19 protein-coding genes are annotated in these 23,143 nt (G+C 49.2%); 9 read left to right on the top strand and 10 right to left on the bottom strand.

All coding sequences use genetic code 11. The annotated features are described in order from the left end of the window. Positions 1 to 193 precede the first annotated feature (193 nt). Together ACTHSA_RS01240 and ACTHSA_RS01235 are read right to left on the bottom strand one after the other, a co-directional pair. On the bottom strand, positions 194 to 1,171 hold the full coding sequence (locus ACTHSA_RS01240; protein WP_049335420.1) for an ABC transporter substrate-binding protein: 978 nt from the start codon (positions 1,169 to 1,171) through the stop codon (positions 194 to 196). A 57-nt stretch (positions 1,172 to 1,228) separates the two neighbouring features. Further along, on the bottom strand, positions 1,229 to 3,148 hold the full coding sequence (locus ACTHSA_RS01235) for a TonB-dependent receptor (protein WP_049335422.1): 1,920 nt from the start codon (positions 3,146 to 3,148) through the stop codon (positions 1,229 to 1,231). 309 nt (positions 3,149 to 3,457) lie between these two features. On the opposite strand from ACTHSA_RS01235, the gene fumC reads away from it, so the two are divergent. Continuing rightward, the gene (gene fumC, locus ACTHSA_RS01230) at positions 3,458 to 4,846 is read left to right on the top strand and encodes a class II fumarate hydratase (RefSeq protein ID WP_004519360.1); all 1,389 of its coding nucleotides are present in this window, start codon (positions 3,458 to 3,460) and stop codon (positions 4,844 to 4,846) included. 50 nt (positions 4,847 to 4,896) lie between these two features. Here the strand turns inward: fumC and ACTHSA_RS01225 are convergent, their stop codons facing one another. After that, positions 4,897 to 5,421, bottom strand: a complete 525-nt coding sequence (locus ACTHSA_RS01225) for a hypothetical protein (protein WP_004519361.1) — start codon at positions 5,419 to 5,421, stop codon at positions 4,897 to 4,899. A 167-nt stretch (positions 5,422 to 5,588) separates the two neighbouring features. Further along, complete coding sequence (gene argH, locus ACTHSA_RS01220) at positions 5,589 to 6,968, bottom strand: argininosuccinate lyase (protein WP_039861969.1); 1,380 nt, start codon at positions 6,966 to 6,968, stop codon at positions 5,589 to 5,591. Positions 6,969 to 7,060: 92 nt separating this feature from the next. On the opposite strand from argH, the gene ACTHSA_RS01215 reads away from it, so the two are divergent. Together ACTHSA_RS01215 and acnB are read left to right on the top strand one after the other, a co-directional pair. Beyond that, positions 7,061 to 8,098 carry a sensor histidine kinase gene (locus ACTHSA_RS01215; protein ID WP_004519364.1) on the top strand — a complete coding sequence of 346 codons (1,038 nt, stop codon included), beginning with the start codon at positions 7,061 to 7,063 and terminating at the stop codon, positions 8,096 to 8,098. A 199-nt stretch (positions 8,099 to 8,297) separates the two neighbouring features. Beyond that, entirely contained in the window at positions 8,298 to 10,883 is a 2,586-nt protein-coding gene (gene acnB, locus ACTHSA_RS01210; RefSeq protein ID WP_440378784.1) for a bifunctional aconitate hydratase 2/2-methylisocitrate dehydratase, read from the top strand. Positions 10,884 to 11,066: 183 nt separating this feature from the next. On the opposite strand, the gene ACTHSA_RS01205 is transcribed toward acnB, so the two are convergent. Continuing rightward, on the bottom strand, positions 11,067 to 12,461 hold the full coding sequence (locus ACTHSA_RS01205; RefSeq protein WP_100066635.1) for a DEAD/DEAH box helicase: 1,395 nt from the start codon (positions 12,459 to 12,461) through the stop codon (positions 11,067 to 11,069). Positions 12,462 to 12,891: 430 nt separating this feature from the next. Here ACTHSA_RS01205 and ACTHSA_RS01200 point away from each other — a divergent pair, with 430 nt between their 5' ends. Next, on the top strand, positions 12,892 to 13,224 hold the full coding sequence (locus ACTHSA_RS01200; protein WP_070625899.1) for a hypothetical protein: 333 nt from the start codon (positions 12,892 to 12,894) through the stop codon (positions 13,222 to 13,224). A 208-nt stretch (positions 13,225 to 13,432) separates the two neighbouring features. Here the strand turns inward: ACTHSA_RS01200 and clpX are convergent, their stop codons facing one another. Then, positions 13,433 to 14,698: an ATP-dependent Clp protease ATP-binding subunit ClpX gene (gene clpX / locus ACTHSA_RS01195; RefSeq protein WP_004519368.1), complete on the bottom strand. Its 1,266-nt coding sequence runs from the start codon at positions 14,696 to 14,698 to the stop codon at positions 13,433 to 13,435. Positions 14,699 to 15,011: 313 nt separating this feature from the next. Here clpX and ACTHSA_RS01190 point away from each other — a divergent pair, with 313 nt between their 5' ends. Both ACTHSA_RS01190 and ACTHSA_RS01185 read left to right on the top strand, forming a co-directional pair. Then, a complete protein-coding gene (locus ACTHSA_RS01190; protein WP_371440889.1) occupies positions 15,012 to 15,920 on the top strand; it encodes a serine hydrolase in 909 nt (302 codons plus the stop codon). Positions 15,921 to 16,028: 108 nt separating this feature from the next. After that, positions 16,029 to 16,802, top strand: a complete 774-nt coding sequence (locus ACTHSA_RS01185; protein ID WP_004519369.1) for a M48 family metallopeptidase — start codon at positions 16,029 to 16,031, stop codon at positions 16,800 to 16,802. 63 nt (positions 16,803 to 16,865) lie between these two features. On the opposite strand, the gene ACTHSA_RS01180 is transcribed toward ACTHSA_RS01185, so the two are convergent. Beyond that, a complete protein-coding gene (locus ACTHSA_RS01180; RefSeq protein ID WP_070625976.1) occupies positions 16,866 to 17,360 on the bottom strand; it encodes a DMP19 family protein in 495 nt (164 codons plus the stop codon). A 113-nt stretch (positions 17,361 to 17,473) separates the two neighbouring features. Between ACTHSA_RS01180 and ACTHSA_RS01175 the strand changes: the two genes are divergently transcribed. Next, positions 17,474 to 17,671, top strand: coding sequence for a zinc-finger domain-containing protein (locus ACTHSA_RS01175; RefSeq protein ID WP_003745781.1), 198 nt, complete (start codon positions 17,474 to 17,476; stop codon positions 17,669 to 17,671). A gap of 3 nt (positions 17,672 to 17,674) precedes the next feature. Continuing rightward, positions 17,675 to 18,031 carry a hypothetical protein gene (locus ACTHSA_RS01170; RefSeq protein ID WP_070625897.1) on the top strand — a complete coding sequence of 119 codons (357 nt, stop codon included), beginning with the start codon at positions 17,675 to 17,677 and terminating at the stop codon, positions 18,029 to 18,031. Between the two features lie 6 nt (positions 18,032 to 18,037). Here the strand turns inward: ACTHSA_RS01170 and mutY are convergent, their stop codons facing one another. Next, entirely contained in the window at positions 18,038 to 19,072 is a 1,035-nt protein-coding gene (mutY, locus tag ACTHSA_RS01165) for an A/G-specific adenine glycosylase (RefSeq protein ID WP_070625895.1), read from the bottom strand. A gap of 162 nt (positions 19,073 to 19,234) precedes the next feature. Here mutY and ACTHSA_RS01160 point away from each other — a divergent pair, with 162 nt between their 5' ends. Next, positions 19,235 to 20,275 carry a zinc-dependent alcohol dehydrogenase family protein gene (locus ACTHSA_RS01160; RefSeq protein WP_049335428.1) on the top strand — a complete coding sequence of 347 codons (1,041 nt, stop codon included), beginning with the start codon at positions 19,235 to 19,237 and terminating at the stop codon, positions 20,273 to 20,275. A 69-nt stretch (positions 20,276 to 20,344) separates the two neighbouring features. On the opposite strand, the gene trmA is transcribed toward ACTHSA_RS01160, so the two are convergent. Both trmA and pta read right to left on the bottom strand, forming a co-directional pair. Further along, the gene (gene trmA / locus ACTHSA_RS01155; RefSeq protein ID WP_049335430.1) at positions 20,345 to 21,430 is read right to left on the bottom strand and encodes a tRNA (uridine(54)-C5)-methyltransferase TrmA; all 1,086 of its coding nucleotides are present in this window, start codon (positions 21,428 to 21,430) and stop codon (positions 20,345 to 20,347) included. A gap of 117 nt (positions 21,431 to 21,547) precedes the next feature. Then, the gene (gene pta, locus ACTHSA_RS01150) at positions 21,548 to 23,050 is read right to left on the bottom strand and encodes a phosphate acetyltransferase (protein WP_049344381.1); all 1,503 of its coding nucleotides are present in this window, start codon (positions 23,048 to 23,050) and stop codon (positions 21,548 to 21,550) included. Positions 23,051 to 23,143 lie beyond the last annotated feature (93 nt).

Here is a 23,143-nt window from a genome sequence, read left to right as displayed (position 1 = left end):
AGGCGGAAATCCAGAGTTTTGACGTTGCTGCAATTTTAAAACATTCCTGCAATATCGAGGACTGGATTCCCGCCTGTTCGGGAATAACGGCTTTTTGTGTACTGTTCTGACTATTATCTGATAGGTCGTCTGAAAAGGGTATATTGGATTCCCCAATACAACCTACCCTTTTTCAGACGGTCTCTATCCTTTTTTAAGCCAAGAAGAACCCGTTATCCGGCAGCTTGCCGCCCAAGAGTTTCGGGTTGAACTGCATCAGGATTTCGTAAAACTTCAAAATCTCGTTCTTTACTTCGCTGCCTTTGGTTACCGTCAGCCGCGCGCCGTCCAAGCCCATGACTAGGGCGGGTTCGGGGGCGGGGAGGTAGTTTTTGCCGATTTTCGCGGCGCTCTGACGGTTGGCGAGTATCCAGTTGAGCGCGTTTTTCAAATCCTGATGGAAGATGTCGAACTGCGCTTTGTGTGCGTGGAAATATTCTTCGTTGGCGATGATGCCTGCCATCGGAATCAGCGGTTTGGTGTCAAACGCCTGTCCCCATGCTTTCACCAAGTCAAATCCACGCACGACGTTTACGCCCATGGTTTTGCCTTTAAGTAGGCTGGCGGTTGCCATCGGTTCGGGCAGGATGGCAGCGTGGTAGTCCTTGCTCAAAAACAGTCCGACTGCTTCCGGCGGCGTGGCGGTGTAAGTGATGCCGACTTTGTGCGCGTCGATTTTCAGTTTTTTCAGTAAGGCTTGCAGCACGATGTCGGGCATATCATTTTTAAACGGTACGAGGATTTTTTTGCCGACCAAATCCTGAGGCGAGGCAATCGCACTGCCTTTGCACATCAGCTGCGTGATGCCGTTGGTCAAAATATTGACCATGCCGACTTTCTGCCCTTGGTTGCGCAGGTTTACGCCGACATTGCTCGGGCTCATCATCACTTTAAATTGTCCGCTTGCTACGCCTGCGCGCAGTTGGTCGGGCGAACGCCAGATTTTCAGCGATACATCTGCCTGTTTCGCCAGCTTGCCTTGCAACGCCGCTACGGCAATGGTTACGCTGGGCATTGCCGGTGCGCCGTACACGGTAAATTGTTCTTTACCGGCTGCCAACAATGAAGGCGAAACGCCTGCGGCTGCCAGAGCGGCGGTCATTTTTAAGAAATCGCGTCTTTTCATGTCCATTTTTTATCTCCTAATTCTTAATAAGCCAGTGTAGGCATTCTTTCAGACGGCCTGATTTTAAAAAGCCGCATGCAAACTCAACCAATATGTCCTGCCCGGTGCATACACCACACTGGGCGACAGGGCGAGGACGTGGTCGCCGCTGATGTGTTCGGCGTATTTTTTGTTGAACACGTTGTTTACGCCCAAGCGCAAGCCGTATTTGTCTTTGATGTTTACGCCTGCGTAAAGGTCGGCAACGGTAAAGCCTTTGGCGGCTTCGCGTTTGTCTATGCCCAGACCTCTTGCCGCGTCAAAATCGCCGCGCGTTTGTTTGGCGACAAAGCGTGTTGCTGCGCCGATGTTGTAGCTGCCGTGGGCAAAGTAGTTTTTGTAGTCGGCTTGGACGGCGGCTTCAAACGGACGGATTTGATAGAGCGGCCTGCCGTCGGTTTCATTGTGTCCGTAGTTGTAGGTGGCTTTGATGCCTGCCGCCCAATGCGGATTGAAGTTGTAACGCGCGTAGGCTTGCGCGGTAAACAATCGTGCATCCACGTTGCGTGTGATGATGCCGCTGCCTTTGGAAGCCGTGCCGCTTTGTCCGTGTGCGCGGTCAAAAATAATCAGGTCTTTGACTTTGTCCGCCACAAGTGTGCCGCCCACGTTCCAGCCTGCGCCTGCCAACGAGTTCATATAGCCGTTGTAGTAGTCGTTGCGGCTGTCGGCGGTGAGCTTGATGCGGTTGTGTTTTTCGGTTTTCAGCAGGGGATTGCCTGCGATGGCGGCGGCTGGGTTTTGGTTCATCAGCATGCCGTTCATACGGTTTTGCACGATGGCGGCAAGCGAGTTGAAGCGTTCGGTGTTGTCGCCGATGCGTTCTAAGTGAGCAAGGGAAACGCCGTATTTTTGCGTTTCAGACGGCGTAAAATCGTATTTGAGTTCACCTGAAAAGGCATGACGGCGCACTTTGCCGTTGAAGTCGTAGCCGTAATGGGTTTTCCAGATTTGCTGCGATGAGGCGAAGGCAAGGTTGCGGTTCATCGGATGGGCGGGTTGCGCCGTATTTTTGCGTACGTCCGCTTTGTTGATTTCGTAGCTCAAACCCAAGCCCAGTTTGTGTCGGTCGTCAAACTTGTAAGACAAGGTATCGGCAATGCGCCAGCGGTCGAGGTGTACATCGGCGAAACGGTAGCCGTTGAGGAAATCGCGCATGGCGGTGTGGGCGTTGCGCTCGCCGTTTTGGCTGTCGTTGCGGTAGCTAACGGCGGCGGTGTTGTGGAATTTGCCGAAGTTCGCATCGTGTTTGAGCGAGAAGTCGTACACTTTGCGGTCAAGCTCTACGAATACTTGCTGCGGCGTATTGTTTTGGCGCAGGGAGTAATTGTCGGCATGGCGTTTGAGTTTGATGATGCCTGCTTCCGCGCTGACCGTATTGCTCAAATCGGCATTGCCCCAACGCGCGTTGAGTTTGGCGATGTGGCGTTCGGTATCCAATGCGTCGTTGACGAACTGCGGTTGGCGGTCGTTGTTGATGTCGTCGTGTAGGTAGGTGAGGCGGTATTCCTGATTTTCAGACGGCACGAAACCGAGTACCAAAGCTTGATTAAAACGGCTATATTTCCAATCGGTCTGATTGCTGTCGCCGTCTTTATAGCCGTTGGCCTTGGTGTGATTGAGGTTGACCACGCCGTACACTTTTGCTCCACGCGCTTGCGCGGTAACGGAATTGTAAAAACTTTTGCCGTAGAAGCCGCTGTTTGCTTTCAGCGGACGGAAGGCTTGGTCTATGTTTTCGGTAACAAAGTAATGATCGCTGCGGTCGGTGCGGTCGAATTGGTTTTCGGGGAAATAGCCTTGTGCGGCGGTTGGTGCAATCGGTTTGGGAGGGGAGAAGGTTTTGACAGGCTGGATTTCGTCTGGGTCTGCCAAGGTTTCGGCAAAGCCGTTTGCGGCGGCAAAACTGCTCATTAACAAGCAAATCAAATGGTTTTGTTTCATGATCTATATCCTGATAATCATTTTTATTTATTATGCTCTTAGAGAGAAGCAAAGTAAAGAAACGATAAGGTATTTATTGTCGATAAACACCTAGCGCAAAATACAAATCGGCAAGAAGGAGAATTTTTAGAAGAGGGGAGTGGCGGCGCAGGTTGTATTTGCTCCGAAATCGGGTTTTGTCTACTATTAATATTTCAGGGTAATAAAGCAAAAGGCCGTCTGAAAACCCCTCTCTTTTCAGACGGCCTTTTGCTGGGTATAATAAATTTAAGAATCATTATTATTTCTGTTTAAATATAGGAGAAACGCATGAGTACCCGTACCGAACACGACACCATGGGCAATGTCGAAGTCCCGTCCGAAGCCTATTGGGGCGCGCAGACCCAGCGCAGCCGCAACAATTTCAAAATCGGCGGCGAAACCCTGCCGCAGCCGTTGATTTATGCTTTGGCGCTGGTAAAAAAAGCCGCAGCCGCCACCAATGTTTCCCTCGGCAGGATTAAGCCCGAACAGGCAGATTTGATTACGCAGGCGGCAGATGATGTGTTGAACGGCAAGCTTGACGGGCAGTTCCCATTGGTAGTGTGGCAGACCGGCTCCGGCACGCAGTCCAATATGAACATGAACGAAGTGCTGGCGAACCGCGCCAACGAAATCGCTGGTACGGGTTTGGCAGCGTACCAGCCCGTCCATCCCAACGACCATGTGAACCACGCGCAATCGACCAACGATGCGTTCCCGACCGCCATCCACGTTGCCGCCGCGATTGAAATCAACCGCCACCTTATTCCGGCGGTAAAAGCCCTGCGCGATACATTGGACAAAAAAGCCAAAGAATTCGCCCCTATCGTCAAAATCGGCCGCACCCATTTGCAGGACGCGACGCCGCTGACTTTGGGACAAGAATTTTCCGGCTACGTTTCCCAGCTCGATCACGGTTTAGGCCGTCTGAACGATGCGCTTAAAGACTTGTATGAACTCGCTTTGGGCGGCACGGCGGTCGGCACGGGCTTAAACAGCCATCCCGAATACGCCGAAAAAGCCGCCGCCAAACTCGCCGAACTGTCCGGCCTGCCATTTGTCAGCGCGCCGAACAAATTTGAAGCCTTGGGCGGACGCGATGCCGCCGTTGCCGCTTCGGGCGCATTGAAAACGCTGGCGGCAAGCCTGAACAAAATCGCCAACGACATCCGTTGGCTGGCAAGCGGCCCGCGCTGCGGTTTGGGCGAAATCAAAATCCCCGAAAACGAGCCGGGTTCGTCCATCATGCCGGGCAAAGTCAACCCGACCCAATGCGAAGCAATGACCATGGTGTGCTGCCAAGTGTTCGGCAACGACGTCACCATCGGCATGGCAGGCGCATCGGGCAACTTCGAGCTGAACGTCTATATGCCCGTTATCGCTTACAACCTCTTGCAATCCATCCGCCTGTTGGGCGATGCGTGCAACAGCTTCAACGAAAACTGCGCCGTCGGCATCGAACCCGTACCGGAAAAAATCGATTATTTCTTGCACCATTCTCTGATGTTGGTTACTGCGTTAAACCGCAAAATCGGCTACGAAAACGCCGCCAAAGTCGCCAAAACCGCCTATAAAAACGACAAATCGTTGCGCGAAACCGCCATCGAATTGGGCTTGTTGACAGGCGAAGAGTTTGACGAATTGGTCGTTCCTGCCGATATGGTTCATCCGCGTTAAGCTTTAATAATGAAACATGCCGTCTGAAAATGTTTTCAGACGGCATGTTTTTATGCTGCGCTTGTCTTTTCTTCGAATAGGGCAAAAATCATTGGCGTCAGATTGACGACCATTAGAAATATTATTGAGCTCAAAAATGTACGCCAGGCGTAATGCCACGCATCCTTTCTATCTGCTTGGGGTAGGAGCGATGCAGAATAGCGGTTGTGTAGGGTTTTTGCGGTGTCACTGTTTTCTAAATAGTCCAACGAAAGTACCAATAATTTGCCCGTGTCCTTATGCTGTAAGAATTTGGCATGTTCAACCCAGATGCCCGGCTTGGCGTGTTCGCATAAAGATTCAATGCCGACGCAAGAGGCTAAGCTGTTTTGGTTGTTTTGCAAAATCGACAGCTCGTTTTTTTCAGCCTGCATGGTGGCGGCGGAGATTTGATGAAGGTATACGCTCATGCCGTTGCTCTCTATTGCTTGAAAATCATGGAGCTGGCTGAATCCGCCATTTTCCCAGGCAACGAATACGGCATAGCATCCGCAGCATAGGCAGATCATAACCAATTTTAAGACAATGTTTTTCATCCTTGCTCCTTTTGTTTGAAGATGGCGGCAAAGTCAGGAGGCGTGTTTTCTCGTTTGAAGGTAAGTTTAGGTTTATCTGTTTTTATTGTGCGGTTGAGTGTAACACGGGTAATCAAAAGGCCGTCTGAAAATTTTCAGACGGCCTTTTATTATGTATTTAGATGGGTTTAAGCCAACAATTCACGCCAGCGTTTAATTTGGAAACGGACTTGTTCAGGCGCGGTGCCGCCCAAGTGGTTGCGCGCGTTTAAGCTGCCTTCGGGTGTTAGCACGCTGTAAACGTCGTTGGTAATCAAACCGCTGAAACCTTGCAAGACTTCAAGCGGCAATTCGCTCAAATCAACGCCAGCTTCATCGGCATGGCGCACGGCTTGGGCAACAACTTCGTGGCTGTCGCGGAAAGGCATGCCTTTTTTCACCAAGTAATCCGCCAAATCGGTAGCAGTTGCAAAACCCTGCATTACGGCGGCGCGCATGTTGTCGGGTTTGACGGTTACGCCGCGCATCATGTCGGCGTAAATGCGCAGGGTGTCGATAAGCGTATCGGCAGTATCAAACAAAGGCTCTTTGTCTTCCTGATTATCTTTGTTATATGCCAAAGGTTGAGATTTCATCAGGGTAACCAGGCCGATCAGGTGGCCAATCACGCGACCGGATTTACCGCGCACGAGTTCGGGTACGTCGGGGTTTTTCTTTTGCGGCATGATGGACGAGCCGGTGCAGAAACGGTCGGCAATGTCGATAAAGCCGAAACGCGGGCTCATCCACAAAATCAATTCTTCGGAAAGGCGGCTCAGGTGGACCATAATCAGAGAAGCGGCGGCCGTGAACTCAATGGCAAAATCGCGGTCAGATACGGCATCGAGTGAGTTTTGGCAGATTTGCTCAAATCCCAGCAGCTCGGCGGTAATTTCGCGTTGAATCGGGTAGGTGGTACCGGCAAGGGCTGCGGCGCCGAGCGGCATACGGTTGACGCGTTTGCGGCAGTCGACCATGCGCTCGAAATCGCGGCCGAGCATTTCAACGTAGGCGAGCATGTGATGCCCGAAGCTGACCGGCTGGGCAACTTGCAGGTGGGTAAAGCCGGGCATGACGGTTTCGGCGTTTTGTTCCGCCAAATCAACCAAGGCCGTCTGAAGGTTTTGAATCAGGTCTTGAATGACGGTAATCTGGTCGCGCAGCCACAGGCGGATGTCGGTAGCGACTTGGTCGTTGCGGCTGCGGCCGGTGTGCAGGCGTTTGCCGGCATCGCCGATTTTGTCGGTGAGGCGGCGTTCGATGTTCATGTGGACATCTTCCAAATCCAGCGACCAGGAAATCGTTCCTTCCTTGATTTCTGCTATAATCTCGGCCATGCCCTGACGGATGGCAAAGAGGTCGTCTTCGCTCAAAACGCCCGACTGTGTCAGCATTTGCGCGTGTGCCAGCGAGCCTTGGATGTCCCATTCTGCCAGCCGTTTGTCAAAATCAATCGAGCCGGTATATTTTTTGACCAGCTCGGAAACAGGTTCGTTAAAACGGCCTGACCAGGTTTTGTCCTTGCTCATATCAGCATCCTTAAAATATAAATAAAAAACAGGGTCTACGTCTTCAATATAGCAGACCCGTCTATACATTATGAAAGAAAACGGTTGAAATCATGTCTATTATACGTCAAATAAACCAGAATTTCGCAGTGCCGGATTTGCGCAATTCCGCAACTTTGGTGCGCCTGCTTATTGTTTTATTAATCAGTTTGTTTATCTTTCCGTTGATGACGGTATCGGGTGTGCCTTATCCGGAACAGATTTTCCAACATTTTTCATGGGCTTGCCCCGTCATCCTCTTAATTTTACTCAAGGTCTATTTCTTACAGGCATTTGCGCCTTCCCTGCTTCGCTCGCAGTACAGCGTTGTGGTTTCCTACGTCTCCAACCTGCTGATTTTCTTGTTTGTCGATCTAGTGATTTTGAAGACGGAAATTTGGCTGCTGATTCAACACTTCTTCTTGCTGACCTTTTTTTGTTTCAGTTTCATGTACATCGAAGCAGCCCGTCGCAATAGCCTTGCGCCTTCCATTTCCGAAGCCAGACTGAGCGCGTTGACAGCGCGTATCCGTCCGCATTTCTTGTTTAACAGCTTGAATGCCGCCATCAGCTTAATCCGTCTGCGTCCGTATGACGCGGAGACTTTGCTGGAAAATTTGGCCAACTTGTTCCGCGCACAACTGCGCGACGGTAGTCAAAACAGTACCTTAGGACAGGAAATCGAGTGGGCGCAGGAATATATTGCCATCGAGCAAATCCGCATGGGACATATGCGCGTACAGGTCATGTGGCAGCACCATGCGCCTGATGATGCGGAAACACCGCATCTGTTGTTGCAACCGCTTTTGGAAAATGCCGTATTCCATGGTGTCGAATCTATCCACCGTCCAGGGATAATTACGGTATTAACAAAATTGGAAAAATCATCTATTTTCATCAGTATCGAAAATCCGTGCGGAACGGAACCCAACGAAAATACCAAGCCGCATAAAGGTAATTCTATGGCCTTGCGCAATCTGAAAGAGCGCCTGACTTTGATGTATGACACCGACGCGAAAATCAGATATATCCAATCAGACGGCCTGTTCCGCGTTGAAATCATATTGCCGTACCGTAAAAAATCAGCCGAAGTTTCCCGTCTGTTTGGCTAAAACGCCTAGAATAGGGCAGCTTTAGATAATTAGACTATTAACACATTAAATAAAATAGTTTAAATTTATTACACTTAGTAACATAACTGTTCCCATTTTTTGAAAACTGGTCTATGATACTTAAAAGGATTGTTTACAATCCTTAATTGCAAATCATTTGCAATTGTCCAGAAGAAAAAACAGAAAAAGGAACAAAGAGATGTTAGAAGCCTATCGTAAAGCCGCCGTCGAGCGCGCCGCCCTTGGTATTCCCGCCCTTCCTCTGACTGCTCAGCAGACTGCTGATTTGGTTGAGCTGCTGAAAAATCCACCTGCCGGTGAAGGTGAGTTCTTGGTTGAGCTGTTGGCTCACCGCGTACCACCCGGTGTGGACGATGCCGCCAAAGTTAAAGCCTCATTTTTGGCTGCCGTTGCCGAAGGCAGCGCATCCAGTCCGCTGATTTCCCCTGAGTATGCTACCGAGCTGTTGGGTACTATGCTTGGCGGTTACAACATTCATGCACTCATCGAACTCTTGGACAACGACAAACTTGCGCCTATCGCTGCAAATGGTCTGAAACACACTCTGTTGATGTTTGACTCTTTCCACGATGTTCAAGAAAAAGCCGAAAAAGGCAACAAATACGCGCAAGAAGTATTGCAATCTTGGGCAGATGCCGAATGGTTCACTTCTCGTGCCAAAGTTCCAGAAAAAATCACTGTTACCGTCTTCAAAGTCGACGGTGAAACCAATACAGACGACCTCTCTCCTGCACCTGATGCATGGAGCCGTCCTGATATCCCTCTGCACGCGCTGGCTATGTTGAAAAACCCGCGCGACGGCATCAATCCTGACAAACCGGGCGAAGTCGGTCCGATTAAATTGTTGGAAGAACTCAAAGCCAAAGGCCATCCGGTTGCTTACGTTGGCGACGTGGTCGGTACCGGTTCTTCACGTAAATCTGCTACCAACTCCGTGATTTGGCATACAGGCGAAGATATTCCGTTCGTACCGAATAAGCGTTTCGGCGGTGTGTGCTTGGGTGGCAAAATTGCTCCTATTTTCTTCAATACTCAAGAAGACTCCGGCGCATTGCCGATTGAAGTCGATGTATCTGCTCTGAAAATGGGCGATGTCGTCGATATCCTGCCTTATGAAGGCAAAATCGTGAAAAACGGCGAGATTGTTGCCGAGTTTGAATTGAAATCACAAGTATTGCTGGACGAAGTGCAAGCCGGTGGCCGTATTAACCTGATTATCGGTCGCGGTTTGACTGCCAAAGCGCGCGAAGCACTGAAATTGCCTGCTTCTACCGAGTTCCGTCTGCCTCAAGCGCCAGCTGAAAGCAAAGCCGGTTTCACATTGGCTCAAAAAATGGTTGGTCGCGCCTGCGGTTTGCCGGAAGGCAAAGGCGTGCGTCCGGGTACTTACTGCGAACCACGCATGACTACTGTCGGCTCGCAAGATACTACCGGCCCGATGACTCGCGACGAATTGAAAGACCTGGCTTGCTTGGGCTTCTCAGCAGATATGGTGATGCAGTCTTTCTGTCACACCGCGGCTTATCCAAAACCTGTCGATGTGAGAACTCATAAAGAATTGCCTGCTTTCATCTCTACCCGTGGCGGTGTATCCCTGCGTCCGGGTGATGGCGTGATTCACTCATGGCTCAACCGTCTGCTGTTGCCTGATACAGTCGGTACAGGCGGCGATAGCCACACCCGTTTCCCTATCGGTATTTCTTTCCCTGCAGGTTCGGGCTTGGTTGCTTTCGCAGCAGCCACGGGCGTAATGCCGCTTGATATGCCTGAGTCTGTATTGGTACGCTTCAGCGGCAAACTGCAACCGGGCGTCACCCTGCGTGACTTGGTAAATGCAATTCCGTTGTACGCGATTAAACAAGGTTTGCTGACTGTTGCCAAAGCCGGTAAGAAAAACATCTTCTCCGGCCGCATCCTCGAAATCGAAGGCCTGCCTGATTTGAAAGTGGAACAAGCCTTTGAATTGACTGACGCGTCTGCCGAACGCTCTGCTGCTGGCTGTACCGTGAAGCTCAACAAAGAGCCGATTATCGAGTACATGAAATCCAATATTGTGTTGATGAAAAACATGATTGCCGACGGCTATCAAGATTCACGCACTTTGGAACGCCGTATCAAAGCCATGGAAGCATGGTTGGCAAATCCTGAATTGCTCGAAGCGGATAAAGATGCCGAATACGCCGCCGTGATTGAAATCAACATGGACGACATTAAAGAGCCGATTATTGCTTGCCCGAACGACCCTGACGACGTGTGCTTCATGTCTGAACGCTCCGGCACCAAAATCGACGAAGTGTTCATCGGTTCTTGTATGACCAACATCGGCCACTTCCGCGCCGCCTCCAAACTCTTGGAAGGCAAGAGCGACATCCCGGTACGTCTGTGGATGGCACCGCCGACCAAAATGGATGCGAAAGAGTTGTCTGACGAAGGTCACTACGGTGTACTCGGCCGTGCAGGCGCGCGTATGGAAATGCCGGGTTGCTCATTGTGTATGGGTAACCAAGCGCAAGTACACGAAGGTGCGACTGTAATGTCCACTTCTACCCGTAACTTCCCGAACCGCTTGGGTAAAAACACCTTTGTTTACCTCGGCTCGGCTGAGTTGGCGGCAATCTGCTCCAAACTGGGTAAAATCCCGACTGTTGAAGAATACCAAGCCAATATCGGCATCATTAACGAGCAGGGCGACCAAATCTACCGCTACATGAACTTCAATGAAATCGACAGCTACAACGAAGTAGCCGAGAAAGTGAATGTTTAATATAGCAAGGTAAACCGATTTTCAGACGGCCTTAAATAATAAAGGCCGTCTGAAACGGAAAAATAAAGGGCGTGTTCATCACGTCCTTTTTATTTTTAGTTTAATAAAAGGCCGTCTGAAAGATAAGTTTCAGACGGCCTTTGCTTAGGATAAATAATCAGAAAACCGATTAATCAGCGTTGTTTACTTTACGCCAAAACCAGGTTGGAGCAGGGCGCAAGGCTGACGCTCGTGACGGCTGCGGCGTGTTCTGCCGGCAATTTTGCCGCAGACAATACCCGGATCGTTTTTCTCTTCTGCTTTTTTTGAGCTTTTATCTGATTTATTCGCGTATTCGTTGCGTTTGTTTCTATCTTCGCGGCGAGAGCGGCTGTCGTTGTGCTGAACCGGTTGTGCTTCAGCTTCATCTTGATTGTCGTTGCCCCACCAATACGGCTCAAAGCCTTCGATGCGTTCCACATTCAAATCGCTGCCGGTCAGCTCTTTAATGGATTCAAACATTTTCTGTTCGGTTTTATCCATCAAGGAAATGGCAACGCCGTCGGCACCGGCCCGGCCGGTGCGTCCGATGCGGTGGACGTAGTCTTCAGGTTGGGTTGGCAGCTCGTAGTTGATGACAAAAGGCAACTCGGCAATATCCAAACCGCGTGCGGCAACGTCGGTGGCAACCAAAACGCGTAATGTACCTTCTTTAAAGGCGTTGAGGGTTTCCAGTCGGCTTTGTTGGGATTTGTCGCCGTGGATGGATTGAGCGGCAATGTTGCGGCGGACGAGGTCGCGGGTAACTTGATCGACGCTTTGTTTGGTTTTGCAGAATACAATGACTTGATTCATATGCAAATCAACAATCAGACGTTCGAGCAGGTTGCGCTTTTTGAGTGCATCAACGGCAATGATGTGTTGCTCGACATTGGCGTTGGTGGTATTTTGCGCAGCCACTTCAACCATTTCGGGCGTGTGCATAAAATCTTGCGCAAGCTTGCGGATAGGCGGTGAGAAAGTGGCGGAGAAAAGCAGGGTTTGTCGCTGTTTGGGCAACATCTGCATGATTTTACGGATATCGTCGATGAAACCCATATCAAGCATACGGTCGGCTTCGTCGAGTACGACGATTTCAACTTTGTTTAAATTGATGTTTTTTTGTTTAACGTGGTCGAGCAGTCGGCCAACCGTAGCGACAACGATTTCGCAACCGGCGCGCAAGTCGGCAGTTTGTTTGTCCATATTGACGCCGCCAAAGAGGACGGTATGGCGTAAAGGAAGATTCTTAATGTATGCCTGCACGTTTTGATCGATTTGATCGGCCAGTTCGCGGGTCGGGGTCAATACCAACATGCGGACAGGGTGCATGGCAGGGGAGGTGCTGGATGTGGCGTAGCGTTTCAGGCGTTCGAGGCTGGGCAGCATAAAGGCGGCGGTTTTACCTGTGCCGGTTTGTGCTGCGGCCAAAAGATCGTGTCCTGCCAAGGCTTTAGGAATCGCTGCGGCTTGGATAGGCGTCGGGTTTTCATACCCTTGATCGGTCAGGGCAGAGACTAATTCGCTGCCTAAACCGAGTGAAGAGAAAGGATTCATGATGGTGGCTTTCTGTTCAGACGGCCTTTTGAATGGTGAGGCCGTCTGAAAAATCTGATTCTGAAATGGATAAACCGCAGTATGATTTTGATTCTGCGGTTTGAAAAAAATGGGGAGCGGAATAATCCGTCAAGTAGCCCATTATGCCATAAAAAGAGGGACTCCCCAAATGATGGTTGCGGCTAGGATTGACCAAGTTTTGATATTTTTACAGTTCAAAAACAGAAAAATTTACTGGCTTGCAAGGTTTTGAGTTTATTGAAGATTAAGCATTTGTCTTAACTTTAATAGAATTAATTTATCAAAAACTTACCGGCTAAAATGAAACTAAATTGTACTCACGTACTCAATATTGAGGTGCAGAGCTTGTTTTGTAGCCTGTTTCTCCCGTTTAACGGTAAACCATAAAATCAAAATTTAGGAATATACAATTATGAAAACTTTATTGATCGCTCTTGCAACCGGTAGCCTGATGTTGGCAGCTTGTTCTTCTTCCAAACCTGAAGAAGCGGCAGCGCCACGCATCACTGTTGAAGAAGCAATGACTCAATGTCAACAAGCATCTGGTGAAAATGCTGACCGAGCTGTGTTTGATGCCTGCATGAAAGACAAAGGCTATCAACGTACCGCTGAATCAGCTGCCTCCGAACCTGCTGCATCTGAGCCAGTAGCTGCTCCTGAAACTGCTGCTCCTGAAGCTGCGGCTTCTGAGCCTGCTGCCAAAGCTGCTCCTGCTAAAAAAGCTGTTAAGAAAGCAAAAAAATAAGCTTCATAAAATTCAAGGAAGTCACTCTCATCAATACTCCGGATGAAGACAGACTTAGAGCAACTTGAAAACAAAGGTCGTCTGAATATGTTTCAGACGGCCTTTGTTTTTTTATGTATAAGGGCATTATTAGGAAATATGGTTTTGGTTTTATTAAGAAAATAAAAAAGACGTGTAACGGGTACACGTCTTTTTCGGAGAATAAACCTTATTGCTTATATTCGCTGCCGTCTTCACGGAAAAGTTTTGGCTGTTCGCCTTTTTCCACGACCTCTTTATTGATGACGACTTTTGCTACGTCTTTCAAATCTGGTAGAGTGTACATGGTGTCTAAGAGGCAACGTTCGACGATAGAGCGCAGGCCGCGCGCACCTGTTTTGCGTTCCATTGCTAGTTTGGCGATGCTGCGCAAAGCATCTTCTTCAAACTCAAGGCCGACATCTTCCATTTCAAACAAGGTTTGATATTGTTTGACCAAGGCATTTTTCGGCTCGGTCAAAATGTTGACTAAAGCATCTTCGTCCAATTCTGCCAATGTAGCAATCACGGGCAGACGGCCGATAAGCTCGGGAATTAAACCGAATTTAATCAAATCTTCAGGCTCGACTGTCTCAAACAGAGCTGAAATATCGGCGTTTTCATCTTTACTGTGCACCGCCGCACCAAAGCCGATACCGCCTTTTTCAGTACGTTGACGGATGACTTTTTCCAAGCCGGCAAATGCGCCACCACAAATAAAGAGGATGTTGGTGGTATCAACGTTGATGAATTCTTGGTTCGGATGTTTGCGGCCGCCTTGAGGGGGAACGCTGGCTACCGTGCCTTCAATCAGTTTCAGCAAGGCTTGTTGCACGCCTTCGCCAGATACGTCGCGCGTAATGGACGGATTGTCGCTTTTGCGTGAAATTTTATCGATTTCATCGATATAAACGATGCCGCGCTGGGCTTTTTCAACGTCAAAATCACATTTACCCAAAAGTTTGGTGATGATTTGTTCGACGTCTTCACCGACATAACCGGCTTCGGTTAAAGTTGTGGCATCCGCCATGACAAAAGGTACATCCAGTTTGCGCGCCAAAGATTGCGCCAACAAGGTTTTACCTGAGCCGGTAGGGCCGATGAGCAGGATGTTGGATTTGGACAATTCAACCTTGCCCTCTGCTTTTGGATGGCGCAGGCGTTTGTAGTGGTTGTAAACCGATACTGCCAACGCTTTTTTTGCGTGTTCCTGACCGATAACGTGGTCGTTGAGGTTGGCAACGATTTCGGCCGGGGTAGGCAGTTTTTTCTCGGTGTTTTCTTCTTTTGCTTTGGCAAGCTCGTTTTCAATTTCGCCGGATTCGTTGTCTTGCAGCATCATGCCGCAAGTTTCTACACATTCGTTGCAGATGAAGGCGTGTTCGCCTTCGATCAGATTTTTAACGTCGTTTTCGGACTTCCCGCAAAATGAACAGGTGCGTTTTTCTTCAGACATAATAATTTCTTCGTATGGTTGTATGGAGGCTGTGTTGTAAAGGGGGAACAGATATTTCGGGCGTATTGCCGGATTGAGGGAATGCCTCTGACAAGGGAGCCTAAGTATAATGACTATCTTGTGTTTTTTCAAATCAGAGCAGGCATTGCGCCGTATCGTCTAAGAAACAGATGAGGGCGCTGGATTTGAATATCTCGCAAACAAACGCAAAGTTTTCTCAACTCGCTTTACAATTAGCGAAAAATTTAACAGAATGTTGAATTAAATGTATTTTTTTGAATTGGCAGATATGAAATTCTATAAAACTTTAGGAATGGTATGGACAGGTGTGGCATTGGCTTTTGCTTCCGCGCCTGCCGTTGCCGATGATATGGATGTATTGGGACAATTTTTGGAGCAAAATTTCCCAGTGCAAAATGACCCGATGGAAGCTTTTGCGTTGAGTCATGCCGACCAAGTCGAAGCTCAAGCCGCTTTGGCCGGTCCTCTGCTTTCTTCGCAATCTGCTTTGATTTTCAATAATAAAACCGGTGAAGTGCTGTATCAGAAAAACCCTGATCGTGTCATGCCGATTGCTTCTATTTCCAAATTGATGAGTGCAATGGTGGTTTTGGATGCGCATCTGGATATGAACGAGCCGATCACGATTACCGAGGCTGAAATCGACCGTCTGAAAGGTACGGGCAGCCGCTTGAGCATCGGCACGACGCTGACACGCGGCGAATTGTTGCATTTGAGCCTGATGAGCAGTGAGAACCGTGCCACTCATGCATTGGGCCGTACTTATCCGGGCGGTATGAGCGCGTTTGTTGCGGCAATGAATGCCAAAGCGCAAAGCCTGGGTATGACCAGCAGCCGTTTCTATGAGCCTACCGGTTTGAATTTCCAAAACGTTTCAACTGCGCGTGATTTGAACCGCATGGTTGCGGCAGCCAGCAAATATCCGCTGATCCGTAAAAATTCGACTTCAAATTACGGCTCGGTTTGGACGGCAAACGGTCGTCAAAACTACAAAAACTCCAATGCCTTGGTGCGTGAGGGCAGCTGGAATATTGAATTGCAGAAAACAGGCTATATTCGTGAAGCAGGACGTTCTATGGTGGTTAAGGCCAATGTGCAGAATCAGCCGATTACCATTGTGTTGCTCAACTCTCCGTCTTCCACAACCCGCGTGAACGATGCGCGTAAGATTGAGTCTTGGATGCTGCAGCGCCGTTCTTAAATATTACGCTTAAAGGCCGTCTGAAACCGTTCAGACGGCCTTTTGTGTAAAGTGTATTAAATTTGGGTACAATGTCGTTACATTAACTTAAAAACACAGAGAGAAAACATGTTGAAAAAATGGAATAAAAAATATTGGGCCGGCATGGGCGTGATTTTGGCGTTGACCGGCTGTACTTCTGTAGCGGATATGGTTGGCTACGATACTGCGACTTTAAATGAAGACGCGGCTAAAAGTTATTCACAAGTCATTCAAAAAGCGCGTGGTCAAAAAGCTTTGGATGTTTCCTCTCCAACTGCTCAACGTGTTCAACGTGTGTTTGCACGTCTGCGTCCTCATGCTGAGCGCGCTAACAAAACCGGTGTGCCTTTCAATTGGCAGATGAACGTTATCCGCAGTGATGAAATGAATGCATGGGCAATGCCGGGAGGTAAAATGGCCGTGTACACCGGCATAGTAGAAAAATTGAAGCTGACGGATGCTGAAATTGCCGCCGTTGTCGGCCATGAAATGACCCATGCTCTGTTGGAGCACAGTAAAAAAGCTTTGGGCGGGCAAGTATTGACCGGCTTGGGTGGTTCGATTTTGGCCAGCTCAACCGGTGTAGATGGTGATTTGGTTGGCTTGGGAGCAGATTTGTTGGCAACCAAACCGTTCTCACGCCATCAGGAAAGCGAAGCGGATGCCGGCGGTGTGCGTTTGATGGCTGAAGCAGGCTACAACCCTGAGGCTGCGGTAAGCGTGTGGGAAAAAATGAACAAAGTACATGGCGGCAGCTCATTGTCTATTTTGTCGACCCACCCGACCAATCAGGCGCGTATCAATGCAATCCGCAAAATGTTGCCTGAAGTAATGCCGATTTATCAGAAAAACAAACGTTAATTCGATGTATTGATGATTTTGCCGGTTTGAACAGATGATTCAAACCGGCAAAGTTTTATGGTTTCAGCCTGACAGTTTGGCAAATTTATCCCAATTTGCCTGAACGTAGGCTGCCGCGGTTTCCAAGTCTTCGTCGGCAACGTCATAATAATCGCTGTCAAGCTCTTCAAAATCGGGAAAAGCTTTGCGGATTTCGTCGAAATCCCTTTGCTCATCTGCCATTTTTTCAATGGCTTCGCCGTGTTTTTCGTACAAGGCTTTGGCTTTGTCTAAGATTTTCGGTATCGGTTTGATGCGCCAGCGGCGCAGGCTGTCGGCAACCGGATTGCCAAAGATGTATTCTCCGTATCCTGAAGCGATAAGCTGTACGAAGCCGCCTTCTTGAATTTGGCTGTCGAGGTAGCAAAGGGCGGTCAATGTATGCTGTTCGTCGTTGAGGCCGGACATTTCCTCATCGCCTGCCTGTTCGGTGTGATCCAAATAGGCTGCGCTGAGTGTATAAAGAAATGAAGCGGAATCGGAAGTATCGAAATCTTGAAGGCAGAGCGGGGTAGTCATCATCATCAAAGGCCGTCTGAAAAAAGTGATTATATAATGTTTTCAGTCTGAACCTAGTGGCCGTTTTGCTTTACAATATCGGAAGATAAGAAAACATAGTAAGGAACCAAACCATGAGTACACAGTCTGAAAAAAACGTTGTAGTCATCAAGCCGCAGGATTTGCCGCTGCATTGCTCCGGCCCTAATCATGAAACATGGAACGGCCATCCGCGTGTGTTCCTGCCGATTCAGTCCAACAGTGAGATTGAATGCCCGTATTGCGGCACTTATTACCGTCTTGATGGCGAGATTCCGCATCACCATTACTGATCTATGCCTATGTTGAACAAAGTCATCTGCGCTTTGTGCCTGAGTTTGTGTGCTGCGTGCGGTTCGTATAAGGCCGTGCGCCCTGACGCGCCTTTACCGGTCATTGCACAGGCGCAGACGTATTCTGTCCGTTATCAATCCGTACAAGGTCGGACGATTACTGCAATTTATATCAACAGCCACAGCCCGATGATGGTTGAGCTGCGTGAAGGCAATACGGTTGAGAAACTGGCGCAAGTCCGCTTGCGGAGTCAGGGTGTCGAGTACGCCAATCCAAGCTCGCGTTGGCAAATTGGCGATGGTTTCGCCGTATTGATTCGCGGTGGGAAAGAAGTTGTATTTAAAGAGATTGTGGAATAGGGCGGTTTAGCCTTTTGCCAAATACTTGATTAAAGGTTTGGGCAAACCATAATCCGCCAAATGTTCCAATGATACCCAAAGGCCGTCTGAAAGATGTTCAGACGGCCTTTGTTGCGTCTGAAAAGGGGTAATCATCAATAAGCGGTGGGTCAGGCGGTGGGTAAACGTGGTTTGTTCTTCAAGGCCGTCTGAAACAATGCCGAAGCGTTTGGCGTAAGCATACAAATCGTCTAATTTTTCAAAACAGGGTACGCAATACAGACCGCCCCAAATGCCTTTGGCAGGGCGTTTTTCAAGCAATAATGCGCCGTCAGTGTTATGAATAATCAGCCAGTAAAGCGGTAGGGTTTGCACTTCGGGAGCAGTTTTTTTGCGAGGCAGTTCGTCAATGCGGTTTTGTTTTTTTGCTTCGCAGATGTCTGCCATAGGACATTGATGACACAAAGGTTTTGTCCGTTTGCAGACGGTTGCGCCCAAATCCATCAAGCCTTGCGTGTAGGCAGGCATATCAGTGTTTTCAGACGGCAGCAGGCTTTCGGCAAGCGTCCAAAGCGAGTTTTCAAATTTCTTATCTTGCGGATTGCCGTCTTGGGCAAAGACACGGCAGAGAACGCGTTTGACGTTGCCGTCCAAGATGGTTTCTCGTCGGTTGAAAGCAAAGGCAGAAATGGCGGCAGCGGTACTTCTGCCTACGCCGCAGAGTGTTTCCAAGTCCTTGCGCTCGGAAGGAAAGATGCCGCCGAATTGTCCGACGACTTGTTGCGCGGCTTTGTGCAGGTTGCGTGCGCGGCTGTAATAGCCCAAGCCTGCCCACAAGGATAAAACCTCGTCTTGCGGCGCAGCGGCAAGCGATTGCACGGTTGGGAATTTGGTTAAGAAACGCGGATAGTAGTCCAATACGGTAGCAACCTGCGTTTGTTGGAGCATGATTTCTGAAAGCCAGACGGAATAGGGGTCTTTGACCTGCCAAGGCAAGTCGTGACGGCCGTGTTGCCGTTGCCAATCAATGAGTCGTCGCGCGAAGGATGTGGGTGTGTTCATTAATATTTTCTTTTTAATTATTTATTTTTAAAACAGCATGTTACACTATAATATACAAAATAATAATCAGGATTGACTTATCTGGCGGAGGGGTATATAAATATAGTTAACGTGGATTTACGCTGTATTGTTAAAGTTTATTAACCGCTCAAGGAGATTCACATGAAAGCAATGGTTTATCACGGCGCAAACGACATCCGTTTTGAAGAAAAGCCCCGCCCTCAAATTATCGATCCGACCGATGCAGTCGTCAAAATCGTTAAAACCACGATTTGCGGTACTGACTTGGGTATTTGGAAGGGGAAAAACCCTGAAGTTGCCGACGGTCGTATTCTCGGTCATGAGGGCATCGGTATTGTAGAAGAAGTCGGCGATGCTGTAAAAAACATCAAAGTCGGTGATAAAGTCATTATTTCATGTGTCAGCAAATGCTGTACTTGCGACAACTGTAAAATCCAACTTTATTCACACTGCCGCAACGGCGGTTGGATCTTGGGCTATATGATTGACGGTACCCAGGCTGAATACGTCCGTACGCCTTATGCCGACAACAGCTTGGTTCCGCTGCCTGACAACGTCAACGAAGAAGTTGCCTTGCTGTTGAGCGATGCTTTGCCGACCGCCCACGAAATCGGCGTGCAATACGGTGATGTGAAACCCGGCGATACCGTATTCATCGCTGGTGCCGGCCCTGTCGGTATGTCTGCATTGCTGACTGCGCAACTGTATAGCCCTGCCGCCATCATTGTTTGCGATATGGACGAAAACCGCTTGAAACTGGCGAAAGAATTGGGCGCAACCCATACCATCAACCCTGCTTCCGGCGATGTGAGCAAACAAGTTGCCGCTATCGTCGGCGAAGACGGTGTAGATTGTGCCATCGAAGCAGTCGGTATCCCTGCGACTTGGAATATGTGTCAAGACATCGTGAAACCTGGTGGCCATATTGCTGTGGTTGGTGTACATGGTCAATCCGTTGATTTCAAACTGGAAAAACTGTGGATTAAAAACCTTGCCATTACTACCGGCCTGGTTAACGCCAATACTACCGAAATGCTGATGAAAGCCATTTCCAGCAGCTCAGTGGATTACACCAAGATGATGACCCACCATTTCAAATTCAGCGAATTGGAAAAAGCTTACGATGTATTCAAACACGCTGCTGAAAACCAAGCCATGAAAGTGGTTTTGGAAGCGGATTGATTTGAAAATCACTTAATATGCCGTTAATTAAAGGCCGTCTGAACATTCAGACGGCCTTTTTGTATGGTTTTATTTTTTCTTCTTCAACCAAACGCCGCTTTCGATATGGTGGGTAAATGGGAATTGGTCGAACAGGGCGGCGCGTTCGATGGTATGGGTTTGACAGAGCGTGTCGAGGTTGGTGCGCAGGGTCTCAGGATTGCAGGAAATATAGAGGACGTTGTCGAATTGGGCAACTAATTTGAGCGTCTCATCATCAACACCAGCGCGTGGAGGATCAACGAAAATGGTTGAAAAATCATAGTTTTTCAAGTCGACGCCTTGTTCTTGCAGGCGGCGGAATTCACGGTTTTGCGTGTAGGCCTCGGTAAATTCTTCCGCAGACAGACGAGCGATTTTGAGATTGGTAATTTGGTTGGCTTCAATATTCCATTGGGCGGCGTTGACGGAAGTTTTGGAAACTTCGGTTGCCAGCACCTGATTGAAATGTTGCGAAAGCGGCAGGGTGAAATTGCCGTTACCGCAGTACAGCTCAAGCAGGTCTTTGCCTAAGTTTTGCGCGGCATCACACGCCCAAGTCAGCATTTTTTGGCACACTTGGGCATTGGGTTGGGTAAAGCTGCCCTCGATTTGACGATAGCGGAAGGTCTTGCCGTTGACTTCCAATGCTTCGGTCACAAAATCTTGGCTCAATACGATTTTTTGTCCGCGGCTGCGGCCGATGATATGAATGCCCAAATTGTGCGCCAGCTCTTGCGCGGCTTGTTGCCATGCGTCGTTCAGCTTCTTGTGGTAAATCATGGTCACCAGCATTTCGCCGCTTAAAGTGGATAAAAATTCGACGGCGTACCAGCGGTTTTTCAGTTCGGGATGATTGGACGCGGCTTCAATCAGTTTCGGCATCAAGGCATTGATGGATTTGGACGCGGCAGGAAATTGGTCGCAACGGATCAGGCTTGCCCCACTTGCCTTTTGCCCGCGCTCAAACATGGCATAAAACATTTCGCCGCCTTCATGCCAGATGCGGAACTCGGCACGCATTCTGTAATGCTGTTCCGGAGATTCAAAGACTTCGATTTCAGGAAAATCCAGTCCTTGGAAAAGTTGCTGAAGATATTGCTTTTTGTCGGCTAGTTGTTGCTGGTAGGCAGTCATTGGGGCAGTCTTTCAGAAAATAATGGCGAATTATAATATAGTTGGCGCAAATATACGAAAGGCCGTCTGAAACATCGGTTTCAGACGGCCTTTGATTTCAAAGCATCAGCTTGTCAATCAGCCTTGCATTTGTTTGGCTTGAACGGCAGTCAGGGCGATGGTGAAGACGATGTCTTCAATCAATGCGCCGCGGGACAAGTCGTTAACCGGTTTACGCAAACCTTGCAACAACGGGCCTACGCTCAGGACGTTGGCGCTGCGTTGTACGGCTTTGTAAGTACAGTTGCCGGTATTGAGGTCTGGGAAAACTAAAACGGTTGCTTGACCGGCAACAGCGCTGCCCGGAGCTTTGGATTGGCCGATAGATGGAACGGTAGCCGCATCGTATTGCAACGGGCCTTCGATGGCCAAATCAGGGCGTTTTTCATTAGCCAGTTTGGTTGCTTCTATCACTGCATCGACATCAGGGCCGCTGCCTGAGTTGATGGTAGAGTAGGAAATCATGGCCACTTTGGGATCGATACCGAAGGCTTTGGCGCTGTCGGCAGATTGGATGGCGATGTCGGCCAGTTGTTCCGGAGTTGGGTTCGGGTTAACCGCGCAGTCGCCGAATGCCAAAACTTGGTTAGGCAGCAACATGAAGAATACGCTGGATACAAGGCTTGCACCCGGAGCGGTTTTAATCAGTTGCAGGGCAGGGCGGATGGTGTTGGCAGTAGTGTGGACTGCGCCGGAAACCAAACCGTCTACGTCGTTTTGAGCCATCATCATGGTACCCAGTACGACGGTGTCTTGCAGCTGTTTGCGTGCATCTTCAGGAGTCAGGCCTTTGGATTTGCGCAATTCGCACATTGGTTCAACGTATTGTTCAACCAAAGTAGCTGGATCAATGATTTCCAAAGAATCGGGCAGGGAGATGCCGCGTTCTTTCGCTACGGCTTCAACTTCTTCGCGGGTCGCCAACAGTACGCAACGGGCGATGCCTTTTTCGTGACAGATAGCGGCAGCGGCGACGGTGCGTGGTTCTGCGCCTTCAGGCAGGACGATGCGCATATCGGCTTTGCGTGCGAAATCGATCAGGTTGTAACGGAATTGGGCTGGAGACAGGCGTTTGGCTTCGCGTTTGGCCAAAGCGGATACGTCTTGCAGTTTGTCGCTGGAGCCGAAGAAAGTCAGGCCGGTTTGCTCGGCAACTTGTGCGCCTAAAGCAGCGGCTGCGCCGTCAATGATAAAGCCTTCCAATAAGCCCGGGGAGTTGGTGTAGAGCTGTTTGGTGAGGTTTAATTGTTGGGCAACGGCGGCTGCGTCGGAGTTGTCGGATTTCAGCGCCAATACAACGCCTGCGTCCAAAGACAACGCCAATTCGACGTTTTTGCCTGCCAAGAACAATTTGTCCGCATCAGGAGTGATGCCTTCGATAACGAGGTTATCTGCGTTCAATGCTGCAACTTTACCGACAAGCGCGTCGAACCAGTCGTCGCTTTTGCCTTGAGCCAACAGGGTTTCTGTAGTGGAGTCAACGGCTTGGAAAACTTGCGCATTCAATGCCGCTGCAAATGCTTTTGCCGCTGCATCGGCGCTCAGGCCGGTAGATACCGGTGCGATCAGGATTTTTGCCATTTTGTGTCCTCTCTTTCGGTGATTGTAGAAGAGTGTTGCTGTTGTGCAGCTGGTGCTGCATTTTATCACTTTGGGATAACATATACACGGTTA

The organism is Neisseria sp. P0008.S002, assembly GCF_051962805.1.
In the GTDB taxonomy this organism is placed as follows: Bacteria; Pseudomonadota; Gammaproteobacteria; order Burkholderiales; family Neisseriaceae; genus Neisseria; species Neisseria perflava.
Note: the sequence above shows the minus strand (reverse complement) of the source record. Positions and strands in the feature narration are given on the sequence as shown.

Bases quoted from the DNA above. Each gene is read 5' to 3' on its own strand.
- ACTHSA_RS01240 (WP_049335420.1), bottom strand. From the start codon at position 1,171: ATGGACATGAAAAGACGCGATTTCTTAAAAATGACCGCCGCTCTGGCA.
- ACTHSA_RS01235 (WP_049335422.1), bottom strand. From the start codon at position 3,148: ATGAAACAAAACCATTTGATTTGCTTGTTAATGAGCAGTTTTGCCGCC.
- fumC (WP_004519360.1), top strand. From the start codon at position 3,458: ATGAGTACCCGTACCGAACACGACACCATGGGCAATGTCGAAGTCCCG.
- ACTHSA_RS01225 (WP_004519361.1), bottom strand. From the start codon at position 5,421: ATGAAAAACATTGTCTTAAAATTGGTTATGATCTGCCTATGCTGCGGA.
- argH (WP_039861969.1), bottom strand. From the start codon at position 6,968: ATGAGCAAGGACAAAACCTGGTCAGGCCGTTTTAACGAACCTGTTTCC.
- ACTHSA_RS01215 (WP_004519364.1), top strand. From the start codon at position 7,061: ATGTCTATTATACGTCAAATAAACCAGAATTTCGCAGTGCCGGATTTG.
- acnB (WP_440378784.1), top strand. From the start codon at position 8,298: ATGTTAGAAGCCTATCGTAAAGCCGCCGTCGAGCGCGCCGCCCTTGGT.
- ACTHSA_RS01200 (WP_070625899.1), top strand. From the start codon at position 12,892: ATGAAAACTTTATTGATCGCTCTTGCAACCGGTAGCCTGATGTTGGCA.
- clpX (WP_004519368.1), bottom strand. From the start codon at position 14,698: ATGTCTGAAGAAAAACGCACCTGTTCATTTTGCGGGAAGTCCGAAAAC.
- ACTHSA_RS01190 (WP_371440889.1), top strand. From the start codon at position 15,012: ATGGTATGGACAGGTGTGGCATTGGCTTTTGCTTCCGCGCCTGCCGTT.
- ACTHSA_RS01185 (WP_004519369.1), top strand. From the start codon at position 16,029: ATGTTGAAAAAATGGAATAAAAAATATTGGGCCGGCATGGGCGTGATT.
- ACTHSA_RS01180 (WP_070625976.1), bottom strand. From the start codon at position 17,360: ATGACTACCCCGCTCTGCCTTCAAGATTTCGATACTTCCGATTCCGCT.
- ACTHSA_RS01175 (WP_003745781.1), top strand. From the start codon at position 17,474: ATGAGTACACAGTCTGAAAAAAACGTTGTAGTCATCAAGCCGCAGGAT.
- ACTHSA_RS01170 (WP_070625897.1), top strand. From the start codon at position 17,675: ATGCCTATGTTGAACAAAGTCATCTGCGCTTTGTGCCTGAGTTTGTGT.
- mutY (WP_070625895.1), bottom strand. From the start codon at position 19,072: ATGAACACACCCACATCCTTCGCGCGACGACTCATTGATTGGCAACGG.
- ACTHSA_RS01160 (WP_049335428.1), top strand. From the start codon at position 19,235: ATGAAAGCAATGGTTTATCACGGCGCAAACGACATCCGTTTTGAAGAA.
- trmA (WP_049335430.1), bottom strand. From the start codon at position 21,430: ATGACTGCCTACCAGCAACAACTAGCCGACAAAAAGCAATATCTTCAG.
- pta (WP_049344381.1), bottom strand. From the start codon at position 23,050: ATGGCAAAAATCCTGATCGCACCGGTATCTACCGGCCTGAGCGCCGAT.